Below are 18,442 nucleotides of genomic sequence, written 5' to 3'. Positions count from 1 at the left end.
GCGCGCTACGCGGCGTCAGCGTGCCGGTGCACCACCCGCCAGCCGGCATCCTCGCGACGGTACACCTGAGTTGCACGCAGGGTGAAGGTGCGCGGCTGGCCGTCGATCGAGGCGGAGATGCGCTCGTACCCGACGGTGTACGCCATGCCGTCGGCGACGTCGAACGAGATCAGCTCGAACGCGTAGTCGGTGCAGTTCGAGAAGCTCGGGGCGAGCAACTCGAACGCCTCGACGAGGTCCTCTCGACCGACCGCGTTCCGCCAGGCGCCGAGCACGCTCACGGGCTCGACCTTCGACCAGATCTCCCGGCGCGGGCCGGTATCGCCGTTCAACATGGCTCGCTCGGCGTGCACGAGTTCGTCGTCGAGCCAAGCCAAGAATTCCTCGCGGTCGCCCATGCGTTCAGAATGCCCGAAGGTCGGGCCCGGATCAACGGCGATCGGGATTCGACCCGGGGTGGCGGCGGCGACGCCGCAGGGATTGAATGGGGCGATGGGCTGCGTGCCGGAATGACCGCGCACCCGGGTACGGACGACGGGCTCGAGGTCCGCGTCACCGGGGGCGTCGTGCGCGGGGTGCGCGAGGGCTCGGTGCACGCGTGGCGGGGCATGCCCTATGCGGCCCCGCCGACGGGGGAGCGGCGATTCCGAGCACTGTCGCCGGTGATCCCGTGGCCTGACGTGCTCGACGCGTCGAAGTTCGGTGCGATCGCCCCTCAGGCGCGCGCGCGTCGTCTGCTCGGACCGATGTCGAGCGCCCTCACCGCCGATGAGGACTGCTTGACCGTGAACGTCTCCGCACCGATCCGCGACCCGGGCGGGACACTCCTGCCGGTGATGGTGTTCATCCACGGCGGCGGATACGGCGCCGGCTCGTCGCGCGACTTCTCGGGTCAGGGCGAGGGGTTCGTGCGCAGCGGGCGAGTCGTCTATGTGAGCTTCAACTACCGGCTCGGGGCGCTCGGCTACCTCGACTTCACGCGGTACGACTCGGTTCGGCGCCGGTTCGAGAACAACCTCGGGCTGCGCGACCAGGTCGCGCTGCTCAGGTGGGTGCGTGAGAACATCGGCGCATTCGGCGGCGATGCCGAGCGCGTCACGGTGTTCGGCGAGTCGGCGGGCGGCAACGCGGTCACGACGCTCATGGCGACGCCATCGGCGCGCGGGCTCTTCGCCGGGGCGATCGCCCAGAGCCCGCCGCCCGACGCCGTGTACTCGCCCGACCTGACGGCGAGATGGGCGGCGGAGTTCGTCGCGCTCCTGCGCGACGTCGTGCGGGAGCGATCCGAACCCGACCGCATGCGGGGCGAAGAGGATGTCCCACGCGACGCGGCCGCCTCGGCGACGCCCCAGCAGTTGCTCACCGAGGCGACCGCCGATGACCTGGTCGCGGCATCCGTCGCCCTGCAGGTGCGTACTCCCGACTTCTACGCCGGAGCCTTCTGCTTCGCGCCGGTGGTCGACGGCGACACGGTGCCCGAGCGGCCGTTCGTCGCGTTCCGCGAAGGTCGTGCGCACCGCGTGCCGCTCATCATCGGCACGAACGATCGGGAGGGGACGATCTTCCGTGGTCGCGTCGACATCCTGCCGCGCACGGGACAGCGCATCGACGACCTGTTCGCCGAGGCGCCCGGCGAATCGCGGCAGGCCATGCGCGCGGCGTACCCCGACCTGTCGGCACGGCGGTCCGCCGCGGACTTCGGCGGTGACTTCGGCTTCTGGTATCCGAGCACGCGCGTCGCCGACACCGGCTCGCGATTCGCGCCGGTCTGGTCGTATCGATTCGACTTCGCGCCGCGACTGCTCAAGCTGGTCGGCCTCGATGCGACGCACGGCGTGGAGATGTTCGCCCTGTTCGATCGCACCGACGTGCCGCTCGCGCGCGTCATCACCTCGTTGGGCGGGTACGAGGAGTACGCGGCGGCGGGCGAACGGATGCGGCAGCACTGGCTGCGCTTCGTCGAGACCGGGGCGCCCGGCCCGGCGTGGCCACGCTACGACGAGCAGACGCGATCGACGCTCGTGATCGACGACTCCGACCGCGTCGAAGCCGATCCGCGCAGCGAACGACGTCGAGCATGGGATGCGTTCATGCCTTCGCTGGCAGGGTGAGCGGGCGGCGTCTCACCATCAGGCCGCAGATGCTCCGGATGCCGCAACTGCGTGCCGCACGTCCTCCTCGACGAGGTCGGCGTTGATCATCGCACCGGCGGCGTTGCCCCCGGCCGAGGCGATCGGCACCGACGTGCGCGGTGACACGACGTTGCCTGCGGCCCAGAGCCCGGGCACGTTCGTGCGGCCCTCGCCGTCGACGGCGACCCAGTCGACGCCCGCGTGCTCGGCCGTCTTCGCGCCGAGGGCGCGGAGCACGCCGTCGTTCGGCACCGGAGTCGGGTGCAGGAAGATCGAGTCGATCGGCACGTCGACGTCGTCGGCGAGTCGGATGCCGCTGAGCCCGCCGTGCTCGTCGGCGAGCACGCGAACCACCGCCCGTGATTCCACCGCGATGCCGCGTGCGACGAGGCCGGCGTGCGCGTCCGCGGGCAGCTCGGTGCCGTTTCGGAAGTAGGTGACTTGCGGCGACAGCTGTCTGAGGAGTTGGGCCTGGTGCACGCTCATCGCCCCCGACGCGAGTACGGCGATGCGCCGGTCGCGGACCTCCCAGCCGTCGCAGTACGGGCACACGGCGGCGCCCGTGCCCCAGTGCTCCGCAAGGCCGGGGAGGTCGGGCAGCCGGTCGCGGACTCCGGTCGCGACGAGCATCCGACGTGCGGTGTGACGCCTGCCACCGTCGACCACGACCTCGAATCCACCGTCGCCGAGTGACGCAGTCGCGACATCCGCCGACTCGATGACGACGCCGTACCGTTCGACCTCGTCGCGACCCGCGGCGAGCAGGTCGAGCGGCGACCAGCCGTCGCGACCCAAGACGCCGTGCATGTGGGGCGCGAAGCGATTGCGCGGAGCGCCCGAGTCGAGCACGAGCACGCTGCGGCGCGAGCGGCCGAGCTGCAGGGCGGCGCTGAGTCCGGCGCTGCCGCCGCCGATGATGATGACGTCCCACGAGGTGTTGTGCATGCAGCCACTCTGCGGGTAGCCTGCCGCGACGGCAACTCGGTTTGCCGGAACAGCAAAGGAGCGTGCGCTCATGTCAGACGAACTCGACGGGGTGCTCGACGCCGTCGCTCCGAGGCTGCGCGCGCTGCGCGCACGACGCGGGCTCACCCTCGCCGAACTCTCGCAGCAGACCGGCATCTCGGTGAGCACCCTCTCGCGGCTGGAATCGGGTGGACGGCGTCCGACGCTCGACCTGCTGATCCGCCTCGCGTCGGTGTACCGGGCGAGCCTCGACGACCTCGTCGGTGCGCCGCAGATCGCCGACCCACGCGTTCAGCCGAAGCCGATCTATCGCGAGGGGAGGGCGATCATCCCGCTGACCCGCAGCAACCCCGACGTGCGTGCCTACAAGATGGTGCTGCCCGGGTACCCGCCTGCACAACCGATCGAGCAGGGAGCGCACGAGGGCTACGACTGGATCTACGTGCTCAGCGGCCGGGTGCGCCTCGCGCTCGGCGACGATGAGATCGTGCTCGAGCCGGGTGAGGCCGCTGAGTTCGACACCCGGATTCCCCACGGCAGCGCGAGCGCGTCGCTCGAGCCGGCCGAGATCATCAACCTGCTGAGCACCCAGGGTGAGCGGATGCATGTGCGCGGCGGCCGCGAGACGTGAGTTGAGGCATCCTCACCCGTTTTGGGGCTGATCGCGCGGCCGCGATGGGCGTACCCTTCGGACCGTTGTCGGCCCGGCCGCCTCGGGCCGCCGAGGAGGGGAACTCGCCATGTCGAGGCAACCGAACAGGCTCGCACTCATGCTCACGACCGCGGCGGTCGCTGCGGCGCTGACGGCGACCGCGAACGCGAACGCCACCGCGACGGCGACGGCGTCTGAGACCGGCCCGCGCTTCACGGGCACGGTGATCGCCGACGGCTCGGCCGTGCGGGGCGCCACGGTGCGGCTCTTCGCCGCGGGCGCCGCACCCGGCAGCGCGACCCGACTGGCGACCGAGACGACCGATGCGCGCGGGCGGTTCACGGTGCGCGTTCCGCAGTCGGTCGACGCCGCCGACGTGCTCTACGCGACCGCGCGAGGCGGCGCGGTCAACGGACAACCCGTGCCCGACTCGGTCGAGCTCGCGGCTTCGCTCGCCGACCTGCGCAAGGGCAAGATCACGATCGACGAGATGACCACGGTCGCAGCCGGGTACTCGCTGGCCCAGTTCGCGGTCGCCGGCGTCGTCGGCGGGCCGTCACCGGGTCTCGAGAACGCGGCGCGGATGCCCCGGAACCTCGTCGACGTGGCGAGGGGAGAGCCGGCGAAGTTCCTGCTGCAGCCGCCGAACGGGACGGCGACCGAGACGCTGTCGACGTTCAACTCGCTCGCGAGCATCATCGCCGGGTGCGTCGACGGCTCCAACGACTGCGACGCGTTCCTCGACGCGGCGACCGATGCATGGGGCACGCGACCCGGGACGACGTGGCAGGCGATGACGCTGTTGCCGACGAACCCGTCGGGCGATGCGCCGGGCGTCTTCGCGCAGGTGCCTGCCGAGCCGCGCTTCACGCCGGTGCGCGCCTCGGCACCGTCGGCGTGGGTCATCGCCCTGCGGTTCTACGGCAACGGGCACCAGTTCAACGGGCCTGGCAACGTCGCCTTCGACGCGCAGGGACTGGTTTGGGCCAACGACAACGCCACGTTCTCGCCGCAGCCGAAGAAGGTCTGCCCGGGGCTCGACCTGTTCCGGCTCGACCCGTACTCGCATGGGCAGCCGATGCAGGTGTTCCGGGGCGGTGGCCTGAACGGCGCCGGGTTCGGCATCGCGATCGACACGCGCGACCATGTGTGGGTGAGCAACTTCGGATTCACCGGCTCGGAGTGCCCGGTGGCGCCGACCTCGAACAGCGTCTCGGAGTTCACGGCAGGCGGGCAGCCGATCTCGGGTGATGACGGCTACCTCGACGGGCCGCTGAGCTGGCCCCAGGGCATCAAGTCCGACGTCGACGGCAACCTCTGGATCGCCAATTGCGGCACCGATTCGGCGGTCGTGTACCCGGGCGGCGACCACTCCCTCGCCGAGACGCTCGACACCGAGATCCCGAAGGCGTTCGACGTCGCGCAGAACACCGACGGCAACATCCTCGTCACCGCCAACGCGGGCGATCAGGTCTACGGCTTCGACCCCGACGGCACCCCGCTGCCGGGCTCGCCGTTCGGGGCATATCCGACGATCGACAAGCCGCTGGGCGCCGCGAGTGACAGCCTCGGCAACGTGTGGGTCTCGAACTCGGGCGTCATCGACATCCCGTGCAGTACCGAGGAGACCCTCGAGGCGCCGGCGCCCGAACTCCATCCGCTGTTGCACGGCACCGTGGCCCGAGTCGGCCCCGACGGGGCGGTCGCGAGCTTCGGCGGCGCCGGCATGACGGTGCCGTGGGGCATCGCGGTCGACGGCGACGACAATCTGTGGGTCGCGAATTTCGCGGGCGAGCGGCTCTCGCACCTCTGCGGTGCACGCGAGAGCACCTGCCCGAGCGGCGAGGTCGGGGACCCGATCTCTCCGGCCGACGACGGCTACTCGTTCGACGGGCTGCAGCGGAACACGGGTGTGCAGGTCGACCCGTCGGGCAACGTGTGGCTCGCCAACAACTGGATCGCCGTCCCCGTGCAGACCGACCCGTTCGGCGACGGGCTCGTCGTCTACCTCGGCATGGCCGCGCCGGTGAGGGCGCCGCTCATCGGAACGCCCGAGCAGCCCTGAGTGCTGCCGCGGGCAAGGTCGGCCTGAACAGGAACCTCCGGAGCCCTGCCGGCGTGTCGGGCGTGGCGACATGCCGGCGACCGAGCGGTTCTTCCTGCGTTTGCGGAAGACCGTGGGTCGCGAGAAACACAAGCGGCGCACCCGCCCGCAATCAGCGCGAAATTCCCTAGGCTGGTGGCATGGCCGCCGCCACCGCCGACACGCCAGCCCGAGGGGTCCGGTGGCGCGTGCGCGGCCGCGCCGCCCGTTCGCAGCAGCAGTTGCCGGCATGGACGCGCGCGCTCGCCGATGGCGACGACGCCGGGTTCTTCGGGCCCGGCAGTGCGGTGTGGGCCGTGAACGGTGCGCTGCCGACGCTCGTGGCCGGCATTCGCGCGCTGCTCTTGCAGACGTTGCACCCGGGGGCCATGGCGGGCGTGCACGACTGGTCGCGCTACAACGAAGACCCGCTCGGGCGACTCGACGGCACCGTGCGCTGGGTCGCGACGACGACGTTCGGCGACCGGCGCAGCGCCACCGCGGCCTCGGCCTTCGTGAGTCGCCTGCACGAGCGTGTCACCGGCACGTACACCGACGCGGCGGGCATCGAACGCCGGTACTCCGCGAACGACGAGCAACTGCTGCGCTGGGTGCACGACGCGTTCACCGAGGCCTTCCTCGGTGCACATGAGACGTGGGGCAGGTCGATCCCCGGTGGCGGTGACGCCTACGTGCGCGAGTGGGCGCAGGCCGGCCGGCTCATGGGCGTGACCGACCCGCCCACCACGGTCGCGGCCCTGCACGCCGAGATGTCGGAGTTCCTGCGCGAGGCGAAGGTCGACGAGCGCGTGGTCGAGGCCGTGCGGTTCGTGCGACGGCCGGGGCTGCCCGGACTCACGGGCCTCGCCTATCCGATCCTGTTCGGCGGGGCCGTCGCGTCGCTCGCGCCCGAGTACCGCAGGCTCCTCGGGCTGCGCCGACCGCGCTGGCCGGCCATCACGCTCACCAGGATCGCGCTCGCCGTGGGCGTGCTCGTACTCGGGCCGGTGTCGCCGAGTGAGCGCAACGCCCGCGCCCGCATCGCGCGGCTCGCCTCACTCGGCTGAAGCGGCCTCCGGCACGCACTGCAGCGCCGTCTGCGCGGTCACCGCCGTCTGCGCGGGTCACCGCCGACGAACGCGCATGCCCCCGAGCCAGCCTGGTCCGAGTTCGACCCTCGACGCTACGCGCCCAGTGCGCACGAACGCCGCGAACGCCGCACGCATGCCCACTCCCGCAGCGATCAGCGACCGGGCGCCGTCGGGCGCGACGAGCGCCGCGCGCGCCCAGACGGCCTCGTTGGGAAACAGCAGTGGCGTCTCCATCGCGTGCGAGGCGCCGAGCGTGCCTCCGACGGGGCGCCCGCTGAACACGCCCTCGTACACCGTCGCACCCGAGCGGGCGAGCAGCCTGCCGAACCTCTTGCCGCCGCGTGCGTACACCGCGCTGCTCGAGACCGCCACCGCCAGGCGACGGGCGATCGGCCCGATCACGGGCGTGCGGAACACGGCCTGCGCTCGAGGCACCTGGTTCAGGTAGAACATCGTCTCGTCGGTCGTCCAGGTCACGAGCACCTCGAGGCCTGTTGCGCGCCGGCGCCAGGTCGCGTCGACGTCGGCCTCGGCGGGCAGTGGCGCGCGGCCGTATTCGGTGCAGAACGACATCCCCGACCGCAACCCGAACGCCGAACCGGCCTGCTTCGCACGGGCCTGGGCTGCGAACAGGTCGTCGTACGGGACATCCGATCGCAGTTCGCCGATCGCCTCACGCATCTTCGCGTGCATCGCATCGCGCCGTGCACGAATGCCGAACGGCGCGCTCTGGATGATGGCTCGCCTGACGAGCCCTTCGGTGCCCTCGGCGACGAGCACGTGCGCGATCGCATCGCCGCCCGAGGAGTGGCCGCTGACCGTCACCGCGTCGGGATCGCCGCCGAACCCCGCGATGTGGTCGCGCACCCAGCGCAGCGCCTCGATGACGTCGAGCAGTCCGAGGTTCGCCGAGTGCCGCTGCCGCGCGTCGTCGCCGATGAAGCCGAGCAGGCCGAGCCGATAGGTCACCGAGACGACGATCAGGCCGTGCTCGCGCACGAGCGTCGACGGGTCGAAGCCGGGCAGGTCGCCCGCGTTCGAGACGTACGCGCCACCGTGGATGCAGACCAGCACCGGCAGGGGGCCGTCGATCTCGGCCGGGCGGGTGATCGTGAGGCGCAGGCAGTCCTCGTCGAATCGGGCGCCGACCAGCGGGTCGCCGAGCACCGCTGCACTCGCGCTCGGCGGCTGCGGGCAGGCGATGGTCGTGAACTGCAGGTCGGCCGACTCGTCGGGATCGGGACCGACGGGCTGCGGCGGTGCGAACCGATCGGCGCGGGCATAGCGGATGTTGCGGAGCCGGACGACTCCGTCGACCTCGACGGCCGGGAACCCGCCCCATGGCGTCTCGACGCGGACGAGATCGGGCTGGCGTTCGGTGAGATCGGTCACCTCACCGATTCTGCACCTCGCCGCGGCGGATGCGGAGACGGCTCACAGCTCCCAGGTGCGATCTGTCGCCCTGCGGGCGGTGACGAGCACGCCCAGAATGCCGGCGAACACGAGGATCGGGCTCGCGACCAGGGCCATGAGCACCCAGTCGCCGTCGAAGACCGACCCGATGGCGACGATGAGCGCCGGGGATGCCACGAGCGAGGCGGCCCACGGCCAGGCGCCGAGCGCCAGGGCGAAGAGCCCCGCAGCGATGCCGGCGGCGAGGCCCGCGTAGAAGAGCACGTCGTAGCCCCCGAAGCCGTGTCCGGCCTCAGCGCGCAGCAGCGAGCCGAGCATGCCGATCCCGATCGCGAACGGCGTGGCCGCGGTGAAGACCGACCAGAGCGCCAGCTCGACCGACGCGGTCGAGTGCCGGGGCGCGCGGCGTGCGTCCGTTCGCCCGACGGTGTGCTCCGCCAGCGCGCGCTCCATGTGCTGCGCGCGTGCGCGCTGCACCTGCGGCGCGTGGGTGCGCGGCAGTCGGAGGCTCTGGGTCTGGGTCATGGCGCGAAAGTACCTCCGCATGATCGGCACCGCATCCGTGCCACTACCGATTCCCGCTGCGCCGCGCGGCGCGATAGTCTCCGAATCGGAGGTGCATCATGCACGAGACATCCGCTGATTCTTCGATTCCGGCCCATCCCCACGGGCGCGTGAAACAGCTCCGGCTCGTCGTTTCGGTGCCCGAGGGCGAAGACTTCGAGGCGGCGCTCGCGTTCTATCGCGACGTGCTCGGAATGCCGCAGCAGGAGGCCTACGAGGGCGAAGACGACGCGCGCGTCGTGATCCTCGGCGCGGGTCGCGCGACGCTCGAACTGTCGAACGCCGCGCAGGTGCGCTACATCGACCGCGTCGAGGCCGAGGGGCAGCCCAGTGCGACGCTGCGGGTCGCGCTCGAGGTGACGGATGCCCCGGCCTCGACCGCAGACGCCGTCGAGGGCGGTGCCGAACTCGTCGCCGAGCCGCGGCAGACGCCGTGGCGGTCGGTGAACTCGCGGCTCAACGGGCCGGCAGGGTTGCAGCTGACGCTGTTCGAGGAGCTCGACTGAGCCGGTACGAGGGCAGGCCGATCCGGCACTGATGCCACGTCAGCATCAGTGCCGGAGTCGCGCGGCGGTCACCGATTCTTTCGGCGTTCCGCGTCATCATCGGGAGTGGGGCGCGTCTCTCTTGGTGAAGGGGATCTTTGAGGGGGGATCACATGAGCTCGACTCGTTCGCAACGGGCCGTCGATCGTTGGTTTGTCGTCGGGGTGGTCGCGGCGCTCGTGGCGGTGATCGAGTGCGGCATCGGCGTGGTGCTCGTCAGCAATCCGGCGGTCATCGAGGGATTCGCGCTGGCGGGGTGGGTGCCGCCGGCCGTGACGGTCGGGCTCATCGCGGTGGCGATCGCCATCGCCGGGGCCGCAGCGCTCAGCGCTGTGCCGCGCCCGCACTACATCACCGTGTAGTCGCGCCTGCCGCGTTCGGCTCGTCGGCCCAGGTCTGGATGATGACGTCGGACGCGTGGATGCAGAGGATCCGGAGGCGCCCGTCGCCGGCGTTCTTGAAACCGTGCCACACGCCCGTCGGCACGGTCGCGGTGTCGCCGACGGTCGCGATGAGCTGCCGGTCGCCGATCGTGATGCGCGCGGTCCCCTCGATCACGAACCAGGTCTCGGTGTACGGATGCCAGTGCAGGTCGGGGCCCTGGCCGGGCTCGTTGTCGACGTAGAAGTACGAGATGCCGGCGCCGTGCTCGCGGCCCACGAAGCGGCGGGTGCGGCCGGTGCCGATGACGAGCGACGCGGCGGTGACCAGCTGGGGCTCATCGGGCGGGGTCATCGTCGGGGTCATCGTGATCTCGGCGGCGTTCATCGGGGATACCTCGTTCCGGTCGGTGTTGGGTGTTCGGTCGGGATCGGTGCCTGCAGACAGGCTCCCGCCGGGGCATCCGATGCCGTTAGTGTTTCGATGTGGATCGAAACTTCGTCGACTTCCGGCTCGCGCCCGACGACATCTCGGCGATCCGGTTCGGAGTGTCTCCCGGTCACGAGCTGTGCCACGCGGTGCGGGTGCTGCAGCGCCCCGCCGAGCATCCGCTGCAGTGGGGATGGCTGCGCGGCGTGCGCGATCGGGTGCCGCGCGAGGCCTTCGACCTGCTCGCCCTCGTCATCGGCGCCGAGGGGTACTTTCCCGACTTCTTCACCGCGACGCCGAGCTGGGACATGACGCCCGACGACGAGGCCGATCGGCTGCGATCCGTGCCGCCAGACCTCATGCGGGCCGACCTGGCGAAGATGATCCTGCGGTCGACGGGCGCTCGGCAGGCGGCGATCACGCAGTTGCGTGAACGACCCGAGCGCGCGCGGGAGCTGATCGCCGATGCATGGACCGAGGCGTGGGCGGCACTGCTCGCGCCGGTCTGGGTGCAGCTCGAGCGCATCCTGCGCGCCGACATCGCCGTGCGGTCACGGCGCGCGGCGACCGAGGGCCTCGCGGGCATGGTGACGACGCTGCATTCCACGGTCGCGTGGAACGGCGACGCCGTGCGCGTCGGCATGCGCCTGCACAGCGAGGTGCTCGACTGCCGGGGGAGCGGCCTCGTGCTCGTGCCGTCGGTGTTCGGCGGGCAGCGGTGCGCCGTGCTCACCGAGCCCCCCGCGCAGCCGACGCTCTTCTACCCGGCGCTCGGGGTCACCGAGACGTGGGCGCGCGACCCCGAAGAGGCCGAGCGGGCGCTCGGCGCGCTGCTCGGGCCCGCGCGCGCGGGCATCCTCCTCGCCGCGCACGAGCCGCGCACGACCTCGCAGGTGGCCGCCGATGCAGGCCTTGCGATCTCGACCGCCTCGCATCACCTCACGGTGCTGCGTGACGCGGGCCTCGTGGCGAGCACGCGCGAGGGTTCCAGCGTGCACCACCTGCGCACGCCGCTCGGCGAGGCGATCGTCGGAGCGGTGCTCTGACGGCGATGAGTAGCGGGTGAATCCTGTGGCTGTGGCTGTGGCTGTGGCCGTGGCCGTCGCAGCGCCGCCCGCGGCTCAGGCGGTCAGCGCGAGGTCGGAGTCGAGCAGGTCGAGAAGCAGCGACGCGGACGCCGAGGAGGGCGTGCCCGTGATCGCCGACACCACCCACTGCGGCGCCGACTCCGGCAGGGGCACGGTGACGAGTCCGGCGGCCTGCGGTTTCGAGGCCACGTGCTGCGGCACGATCGCGACGCCGAGCCCGCGGTGCACGAGGTCGAGCAGCGTGTGCACGTCGTTGACCGTGCACCGCACACGCCGCGCGACGCCGTGCGCCAGGCAGGCCTCGTCGTTGAGCGAGCGCACCGCCCACGATTCCTGGAAGTCGACGTAGTCCTGGTCGCGCAGGTCGGACCAGTCGGCGTGATCGGCGGTGGCCAGCGGATGCCACGACGGCACGAGGAGCACGATGGGCCGGCGCCCGAGCTCCACCCGGTTCACCCTCGCGAGGTGGTCGCCGGTCGCCACGAACGCGATGTCGAGCGTGCCGTCGTTCACGCGGGCGACGAGGTCGTGCGAGCCCGCCTGCGTGAAGTCGAGGTCCACGAGCGGATAGCGCTTGTGCACCCGCTCGAGCAGACCCGAGACATCGACGCTGCCGAGGCACTGCTCGGCGCCGACGCGCAGGCTCCCCGAGAGCTCACGCGTCGCACGCACCACCGCGTCGCGGGCCGCGGCGGCCTGCGCGAGCATCGTGCGCGCGTGGGGGAGCAGCGCCAGTCCGGCATCCGTCGGCTCGACGCGACGCGTCGTGCGGTTGAAGAGGGTCGTGCCGAGCTCGTCCTCGAGGCCGCGGATCGCCGCCGAGAGTCCCGACTGCGACACTCCGCACACGGCCGCCGCTCGCGTGAACTGCTGTTCGTCGGCGAGCGTGACGAGGTACTCCATCTGCCGAAGATCCATCTATGTGCTCGCCTTCTGAATCGCATGAGCATTAGTTGTTGGACTTCTAGCTTGACCCTGCCTAGTGTGAATCCGCAACCCACCACGACGAGAGGATGCCATGCAGCAGCGAACCATCGGCCCGCGTTCCGTCAGCGCGATCGGTCTCGGCGGCATGCCGATGTCCATCGAGGGGCGGCCCGACGAGGCCCGGTCGATCGCGACCATCCACGCCGCACTCGACGCCGGCGTGACCCTGATCGACACCGCCGACGCTTACCACCTGACCGCCCACGACGTCGGCCACAACGAGGAGCTCATCGCGCGTGCGCTGGGTTCCTACGGCGGCGGCACGTCCGACGTGCTGGTCGCCACGAAGGGCGGCCACCTGCGACCCGGCGACGGATCATGGACGCAGGACGGCCGGCCCGAGTACCTGAAAGAGGCCGTCAAGGCGTCCGCGCGCCGGCTCGGCGTCGAGGCGATCGGCCTCTACCAGTTCCATCGGCCCGACCCGCACGTGCCGTACGCCGAGTCCGTCGGCGCCATCCGCGACCTGCTCGACGAGGGCGTGATCGAGCTCGCGGGCATCTCGAACGCGAACGTCGCCCAGATCGACCTTGCGAACGAGATCCTCGGCGGGCGCCTCGTGTCGGTGCAGAACCAGTTCTCGCCGGCCTTCCGGTCGAGCCTCGACGAGCTCGAGCACTGCGCCGCGCTCGGCATCGCATTCCTGCCGTGGTCGCCCCTCGGCGGCATCGCCCGCGCCGGCGCGGTCGGCCGCCGCCACACCGCGTTCCAGCGCGTCGCCGACGCCCGCGGCGTGAGCCCCCAGCAGGTCGCGCTCGCGTGGGAGCTCGCGCTCGCGCCGGTCGTCATCCCGATCCCGGGCGCCTCGCGACCCGAGAGCATCATCGACTCGGTGCAGGCCGTCGAGCTCGAGCTCAGCGCCGATGAACTCGAGTCGCTCTCGGGTGCCGAGGAGCTCGCGGCATAGCTGCCGCACCCCACGAACCGCGGATGCCGCGGCCGCGACACCGCGGCATCCGACCCGCCCGAACCAGGAGCACCATGAAGACCATCACCCTCGGCGCCGACCTCGCCGCCCCCAACGTCGTGCTCGGCCTCATGCGCATCTCAGAGATGAGCGACGACGCCGTGCGCGAGCTCGTCGGCACGGCCCGCGACGCCGGCATCGACTTCTTCGACCATGCCGACATCTACGGCGACGAACTGCACGGTTGCGAGCGCCGGTTCGCGGAGGCGATGCAGCTCACGCCGTCGGAGCGCGAGCAGATCACGATCCAGTCGAAGGCCGGCATCGTGAAGGACGGCCCGTACTTCGACTTCTCGTACGAGCACCTCACCGAGGCCGTCGAGGGATCGCTGCGCGCGCTGCAGACCGACTACCTCGACATCCTGCTGCTGCACCGCCCCGACGCCCTCGTCGAGCCCGACGAGGTCGCCCGCGCCTTCGACGAACTCGAGGCATCCGGCAAGGTTCGCGCCTTCGGCGTGTCGAACCACACGCCCGCGCAGATCGACCTGCTGAAGAAGTCGGTGACCCAGCCGCTCGTCGCGAACCAGCTGCAGCTGTCGATCACGCACGCGCCGATCATCGCGCAGGGCGTGGCCGCGAACATGCAGGGCACCGACCAGGCGCTCACGCTCGACGGCGGGGGCATCGTGGACTACTGCCGCCTGCACGACCTCACGATCCAGGCGTGGTCGCCGTTCCAGGCCGGGTTCTTCAACGGCGTCTTCCTCGGTTCGCCCGACTACCCCGAGCTGAACGCGGTCATCGACCGCCTCGCCGCGAAGTACGACGTGCCGGCGATCGCCGTCGCGACCGCGTGGATCACGCGTCACCCCGCGAACATGCAGGTGGTGCTCGGCACCACCAATCCCGAGCGGGTCGCGGGGGCCGCGCAGGGCTCCGACATCCCGCTCACCCGTCCCGAGTGGTACGAGCTGTTCCGTGCAGCGGGGTACCGCGTGCCCTGAGCAGATCACGGCGGGTTCTGGGCGCCCGTTCTCAGACGTCGGATGCCGCGTCGTTCCAGAGCCGCAACTTCTCGGGGTTGCGCATGATCCAGATGCGCGCGATGCGGTCGTCACGAACGTCGAGCACCGCGACGCTGTCGACCACGCCGCCCTCGCCGAACGCGAGCGTGAGGCCGTCTGCGGTCTCGTGCACCGAAACGGTGAGCGCCGGGCCCCGCTGCTCCTGCAGGCCGAGAATGAACCGACCCACGTGGTCGGCGCCGAGCACGGGCCGGCGAGCGGCCGATGCCAGCCCGCCGCCGTCGGAGACGAGTACCACGTCGGGATCGAGCTGGGCGACGAGCCCCTGCAGGTCGCCCTCGCCGGCCGCAGCGATGAAGGCGCGAACCACGGCGTCGTGCTGCTCGCGCGTGGCCGAGCCGGCTCGCCGCTCCCGCACGTGCCGCCTCGCGGTCGACGCGAGCTGCCGGCACGCGTCGGGCGAGCGGCCGACGACCTCGGCGATCTCGCCGAACGGCATCGCGAACACGTCGTGCAGCACGAAGGCGACACGCTCGGCCGGGGTGAGCGACTCGAGCACGACGAGGAGCGCGGTCGACACCGACTCGTCGAGCGTGACCCGGTCGAGCGGATCGGATGAGGGCGGGGTCGCGAACATCCCGGCGCCGCCCGGCAGCGGCTCGGGCAACCACTCGCCGACGTACCGCTCGCGACGTGCCCGAGCCGAGCCGAGCTGATCGAGGCAGATGCGGCTCGCGACCCGGGTGAGCCATGCGGCGGGGTTCTCGATCGCGTCGCGCTCGCCCTGCGGCATGCGGTACCAGCGCGCGTAGGTCTCCTGCACGGCGTCTTCGGCGTCGGCGACGGTGCCGAGCATGCGGTAGGCGAGGCTCATGAGCATGCGCCGCTCGGCCTCGAGCGTGGTCGCATCGAAGGCGTCAGCCGGTGCCGAGTCGTCCGCCGTCATGGTTCCACCTTCCCATCGATGCCGCGTCGCGGCCACTGGCCGGCGCGTGCCCCATTCATCCCACGACGCGGCGGCGACCGATGGGAGGAGGCGCCGAGACCCGGTCTCACATTCCGACGGCGTGTGTCGTCGGAGAGGTGTGAACACGAATTGGAGACGGATCATCCTGTGGGCCCTCAACGCGCTCGGCGCGTTCGTCGGTGCCTGGGCGCTCGCCGCGCCCCGCAGCTTCTACGACGTCTTCCCGGTGCCCGGCGTCTTCGGGCCCTGGGTCGCGGGCGACGGGCCCTACAACGAGCACCTCGTGCGCGACGTCGGGTCGCTCTACCTGGCGCTCGTCGCGGCCGGCGTGGTCGCGGCGCTCATGCGCCGGGCGGATGCCTCGGTCGCGGTCGGCGTCGCCTGGCTCGTGTTCTCGGTGCCGCACCTGGCGTATCACGTGGGGCACCTGCACGGGCTGGCACCCCTCGACGCGATCGCGCAGCCGATTGCGCTCGCGGCGACGCTGGTGCTCGCCATCCCCCTATGCCTGCCGCCACGGCGGAGCACGATCAGCGAACGAGAGGAACCATGATGAGGATCGCCGTCGCCGGAGGAACCGGCACTGTCGGAAAATACGTGACCAAGGCCGCGCGCGAGCGCGGGCACGAGGTGGTGCTGCTCACCCGAAGCAGCGGTGTCGACCTGGTCTCGGGCGCGGGACTCGATGAGGCGCTCGGCGGCGTCGAGGTGGTGATCGACACCAGCAACCTCAACTCGCTGTCGACGAGGAGGGCCACCGAGTTCTTCACGACCGTCACGCGCAACCTGCTGGCGGCCGAGGAGGCTGCCGGTGTACGGCACCACGTCGCGTTGTCGATCGTGGGCATCGACCGGGCTCCCTACGGCTACTACGCCGCGAAGCTCGCGCACGAGCGCGCGGTCGAGGCGGGCGCCGTGCCGTGGACGATCCTGCGCGCGATGCAGTTCCACGAGTTCGCGGTGCAGATGCTCGACGGACTCACCGTTGCGGGCCTGCACCTCGCGCCGAAGGTGCGCTCGCAGCCGGTGGCCGCACGCGAGGTCGGTCAGCGGCTCGTCGAGCTCGCCGAGGGCGCGCCCGCCGGGCATGCTCCCGACCTCGCGGGGCCGCGGCAGGAGCGCCTCGACGACATGATCCGCCGGTTCGCTGAAGCCACGGGGGTGAAAGGACCCGTCATCTCCATCTCGCTGCCGAACAAGCAGTTCGCCGCGATGCAGCGCGGTGAGACCCTGCCGGGGCCCGATGCGATGCTCGCGCGACAGACATTCGACGAGTGGGTCGCCGAGCAGGCGAGCGGAGCCGTCGCCGGCGCGGCTCGCTGACGCGGCTCGCTGACGCGGCTCGCTGACGCGGCTCGACGACGCGGCTCGGCCCCGACACGCGGCATCCGTTTTCGCGCTTTCGCCGTCGCGCGGCGCGCGCACGCGGCGTCCGCTCAGTGGTAGCGGCCGCTGTAGGCGTTGATCGCAGGCTGCCCGCCGAGGTGCGCGTAGAGCACGTTCGAGTCGCGGGGGATCTCGCCGTCGGTCACGAGCGAGATGAGCCCCGCCATCGACTTGCCCTCGTAGACCGGGTCGAGGATGACGCCCTCGAGGCGGCCGGTGAGCCGCATCGCCTCGTCGGTGGACTCGACCGGGATGCCGTACTCGTCGCCGGCCCAGCCCTCGAGCACCGTGATCTCGTCGTCGCGCAGGTCGCGGCCGAGCTCGATCAGGGCGGCCGTGTTGCGCGCGATTCGCGCGACCTGGTCGCGGGTCTCGTCGATCTTCGCCGACGCGTCGATGCCGATCACCCGGCGAGGCCGGCCGCCGAAGTTCTGCTCGAGGTCGGCGAAGCCGGCGATCATGCCCGCGTGCGTCGACCCGGTGACCGAGCACACCACGATCGTGTCGAAGAAGACACCGAGCGAGTCCTCCTGCGCGGCGACCTCGTGCGCCCAGTTCGCGAAGCCGAGGCCGCCGAGGCGGTGGTCGCTCGCGCCGGCCGGGATCGCGTAGGGCGTGCCGCCGGCTGCCTCGACGTCGGCGATCGCCTGCTTCCACGAGTCACGGAAGCCGATGCTGAAGCCGGCGGGTGAGAGGCGCACGTCGGCGCCCATGAGCCGTGACAGCAGGATGTTGCCGACCCGGTCGTTCACGGCGTCGGGCCAGTCGACCCAGTGCTCCTGCACGAGCACGGCCTTCATGCCGAGGTGGGCGGCGACGGCGGCGACCTGGCGGGTGTGGTTCGACTGCACGCCGCCGATCGACACGAGCGTGTCGGCGCCCTGCGCGAGTGCGTCGGGCACGAGGTACTCGAGCTTGCGGGTCTTGTTGCCGCCGAAGGCGAGACCGCTGTTGACGTCTTCGCGCTTCATCCAGATGCGACCGCCGCCGAGGTGGTCGCTCAGGCGGTTCACCGGGTGCACGGGGCTCGGCCCGAACGTCAGCTGATGGCGGGGGAAGTCGGCGAGTGCCATGGGGGCTCCTTGATTCAGGTGGCGGATGACCCGGGCGCGGTCGTGCTCGCGTCGCGGGGTGGTTCGGGATTCTGCGGAGGGAGTTCCTCGAGATGCAGCAGCCGGCCGAGCGTCGACCAGTTCTCGTGGGTGGCCGCGGCGGCCTCGTCGGCGCGTCCCGCCGCGCTGAGCTCGATGATGCGTTCGTGGTCGTCGACCGACCCGCGCCCCGCGAGCGACGAGAACCGGGCGTGCTCGAGCCGTCGGAGCAGTGGGGTGACCTGCTCGAGCAGCCCCGGCAGCAACGGGTTCGCGCTCGCCCGCACCGCGACGCCGTGGAAGTCGTCGTCGGCGGCGACCGCAGCGGCGACGTCGTTCGCCCGCAGTGCAGCGGCGAACCGGGCGTTCGCCGCCCGCATCTCGTCGAGGTCGGCCTCGGTGAACTGCGGCACCGCGTCGCGTACGGCGAGCTCGTGCAGTGCCGCGGCGATGCGCTGGGCCGCGAGGGCGGCCCGTGCGTCGAGCGGTGCGACGACCGTCTGCTTCGCGCGGCGCGTGTGCACGAGACCGGCCGTCTCGAGGCGCGCGATCGCCTCGCGGATCGGCGTGCGGCTGACACCGAGCCACTGCTCGAGCTCGGGGTCGCGCAGTCGCTCGCCCGGCTCGAGCTCGCCGCTGACGATCGCGTCGCGCAGCTCGCGATAGGCGTAGTCGCGCAGCGAACTCGGGCGCTCGGCAGTGCGTCGCGTGGAAAGTGGCATGCAATATATT

At 71.4% G+C, this 18,442-nt stretch carries 20 protein-coding genes; 11 read left to right on the top strand and 9 right to left on the bottom strand.

Annotated elements, in window-relative coordinates:
- Positions 1-5: 5 nt before the first annotated feature.
- Positions 6-398 (bottom strand): nuclear transport factor 2 family protein, encoded by a 393-nt coding sequence (locus tag LSF15_RS10200; protein WP_232498426.1) that lies wholly within the window; start codon positions 396-398, stop codon positions 6-8.
- A 111-nt stretch (positions 399-509) separates the two neighbouring features.
- On the opposite strand from LSF15_RS10200, the gene LSF15_RS10195 reads away from it, so the two are divergent.
- Positions 510-2,111, top strand: coding sequence for a carboxylesterase/lipase family protein (locus LSF15_RS10195; protein WP_232498425.1), 1,602 nt, complete (start codon positions 510-512; stop codon positions 2,109-2,111).
- A gap of 18 nt (positions 2,112-2,129) precedes the next feature.
- Here LSF15_RS10195 and LSF15_RS10190 read toward each other — a convergent pair whose 3' ends face one another.
- Positions 2,130-3,077: an NAD(P)/FAD-dependent oxidoreductase gene (locus LSF15_RS10190; RefSeq protein WP_232498424.1), complete on the bottom strand. Its 948-nt coding sequence runs from the start codon at positions 3,075-3,077 to the stop codon at positions 2,130-2,132.
- 70 nt (positions 3,078-3,147) lie between these two features.
- Between LSF15_RS10190 and LSF15_RS10185 the strand changes: the two genes are divergently transcribed.
- From LSF15_RS10185 to LSF15_RS10175, 3 genes are all read left to right on the top strand, one after another.
- Entirely contained in the window at positions 3,148-3,729 is a 582-nt protein-coding gene (locus tag LSF15_RS10185) for a helix-turn-helix domain-containing protein (RefSeq protein ID WP_232498423.1), read from the top strand.
- Between the two features lie 109 nt (positions 3,730-3,838).
- The gene (locus LSF15_RS10180; protein ID WP_232498422.1) at positions 3,839-5,815 is read left to right on the top strand and encodes a hypothetical protein; all 1,977 of its coding nucleotides are present in this window, start codon (positions 3,839-3,841) and stop codon (positions 5,813-5,815) included.
- Between the two features lie 179 nt (positions 5,816-5,994).
- Complete coding sequence (locus tag LSF15_RS10175) at positions 5,995-6,900, top strand: oxygenase MpaB family protein (RefSeq protein ID WP_232498421.1); 906 nt, start codon at positions 5,995-5,997, stop codon at positions 6,898-6,900.
- Positions 6,901-6,957: 57 nt separating this feature from the next.
- Here the strand turns inward: LSF15_RS10175 and LSF15_RS10170 are convergent, their stop codons facing one another.
- On the bottom strand, positions 6,958-8,316 hold the full coding sequence (locus LSF15_RS10170) for a carboxylesterase family protein (RefSeq protein WP_232498420.1): 1,359 nt from the start codon (positions 8,314-8,316) through the stop codon (positions 6,958-6,960).
- Positions 8,317-8,358: 42 nt separating this feature from the next.
- Positions 8,359-8,862 carry a hypothetical protein gene (locus LSF15_RS10165; RefSeq protein ID WP_232498419.1) on the bottom strand — a complete coding sequence of 168 codons (504 nt, stop codon included), beginning with the start codon at positions 8,860-8,862 and terminating at the stop codon, positions 8,359-8,361.
- A 149-nt stretch (positions 8,863-9,011) separates the two neighbouring features.
- Between LSF15_RS10165 and LSF15_RS10160 the strand changes: the two genes are divergently transcribed.
- Together LSF15_RS10160 and LSF15_RS10155 are read left to right on the top strand one after the other, a co-directional pair.
- Positions 9,012-9,407, top strand: coding sequence for a VOC family protein (locus LSF15_RS10160; RefSeq protein WP_232498418.1), 396 nt, complete (start codon positions 9,012-9,014; stop codon positions 9,405-9,407).
- A 152-nt stretch (positions 9,408-9,559) separates the two neighbouring features.
- Positions 9,560-9,808, top strand: coding sequence for a hypothetical protein (locus LSF15_RS10155; protein ID WP_232498417.1), 249 nt, complete (start codon positions 9,560-9,562; stop codon positions 9,806-9,808).
- Here the strand turns inward: LSF15_RS10155 and LSF15_RS10150 are convergent.
- A complete protein-coding gene (locus LSF15_RS10150; RefSeq protein ID WP_232498416.1) occupies positions 9,798-10,214 on the bottom strand; it encodes a cupin domain-containing protein in 417 nt (138 codons plus the stop codon). The genes LSF15_RS10155 and LSF15_RS10150 overlap by 11 nt on opposite strands.
- A 98-nt stretch (positions 10,215-10,312) precedes the next feature.
- On the opposite strand from LSF15_RS10150, the gene LSF15_RS10145 reads away from it, so the two are divergent.
- Positions 10,313-11,302 carry an ArsR/SmtB family transcription factor gene (locus LSF15_RS10145; RefSeq protein WP_232498415.1) on the top strand — a complete coding sequence of 330 codons (990 nt, stop codon included), beginning with the start codon at positions 10,313-10,315 and terminating at the stop codon, positions 11,300-11,302.
- Between the two features lie 75 nt (positions 11,303-11,377).
- Here the strand turns inward: LSF15_RS10145 and LSF15_RS10140 are convergent, their stop codons facing one another.
- Complete coding sequence (locus LSF15_RS10140; RefSeq protein WP_232498414.1) at positions 11,378-12,262, bottom strand: LysR family transcriptional regulator; 885 nt, start codon at positions 12,260-12,262, stop codon at positions 11,378-11,380.
- A gap of 100 nt (positions 12,263-12,362) precedes the next feature.
- On the opposite strand from LSF15_RS10140, the gene LSF15_RS10135 reads away from it, so the two are divergent.
- Together LSF15_RS10135 and LSF15_RS10130 are read left to right on the top strand one after the other, a co-directional pair.
- Positions 12,363-13,238, top strand: a complete 876-nt coding sequence (locus tag LSF15_RS10135; protein WP_232498413.1) for an aldo/keto reductase — start codon at positions 12,363-12,365, stop codon at positions 13,236-13,238.
- Between the two features lie 74 nt (positions 13,239-13,312).
- Positions 13,313-14,245, top strand: a complete 933-nt coding sequence (locus LSF15_RS10130) for an aldo/keto reductase (protein WP_232498412.1) — start codon at positions 13,313-13,315, stop codon at positions 14,243-14,245.
- A gap of 31 nt (positions 14,246-14,276) precedes the next feature.
- Here LSF15_RS10130 and sigJ read toward each other — a convergent pair whose 3' ends face one another.
- Entirely contained in the window at positions 14,277-15,212 is a 936-nt protein-coding gene (gene sigJ / locus LSF15_RS10125; RefSeq protein WP_232498411.1) for an RNA polymerase sigma factor SigJ, read from the bottom strand.
- A gap of 139 nt (positions 15,213-15,351) precedes the next feature.
- On the opposite strand from sigJ, the gene LSF15_RS10120 reads away from it, so the two are divergent.
- Positions 15,352-15,786, top strand: coding sequence for a hypothetical protein (locus tag LSF15_RS10120; RefSeq protein WP_232498410.1), 435 nt, complete (start codon positions 15,352-15,354; stop codon positions 15,784-15,786).
- Positions 15,783-16,556, top strand: a complete 774-nt coding sequence (locus LSF15_RS10115) for an SDR family oxidoreductase (protein ID WP_308188456.1) — start codon at positions 15,783-15,785, stop codon at positions 16,554-16,556. The genes LSF15_RS10120 and LSF15_RS10115 overlap by 4 nt, the downstream gene beginning before the upstream one ends.
- A gap of 113 nt (positions 16,557-16,669) precedes the next feature.
- On the opposite strand, the gene LSF15_RS10110 is transcribed toward LSF15_RS10115, so the two are convergent.
- Complete coding sequence (locus LSF15_RS10110; protein ID WP_232498409.1) at positions 16,670-17,692, bottom strand: 1-aminocyclopropane-1-carboxylate deaminase; 1,023 nt, start codon at positions 17,690-17,692, stop codon at positions 16,670-16,672.
- A gap of 14 nt (positions 17,693-17,706) precedes the next feature.
- Entirely contained in the window at positions 17,707-18,432 is a 726-nt protein-coding gene (locus tag LSF15_RS10105) for a GntR family transcriptional regulator (protein ID WP_232498408.1), read from the bottom strand.
- Positions 18,433-18,442: the final 10 nt, after the last annotated feature.

The sequence above is a fragment of the Agromyces humatus genome (assembly GCF_021228295.1).
GTDB lineage: Bacteria > Actinomycetota > Actinomycetes > Actinomycetales > Microbacteriaceae > Agromyces > Agromyces humatus.
This window is presented reverse-complemented; position numbering and strand designations above follow the sequence as displayed.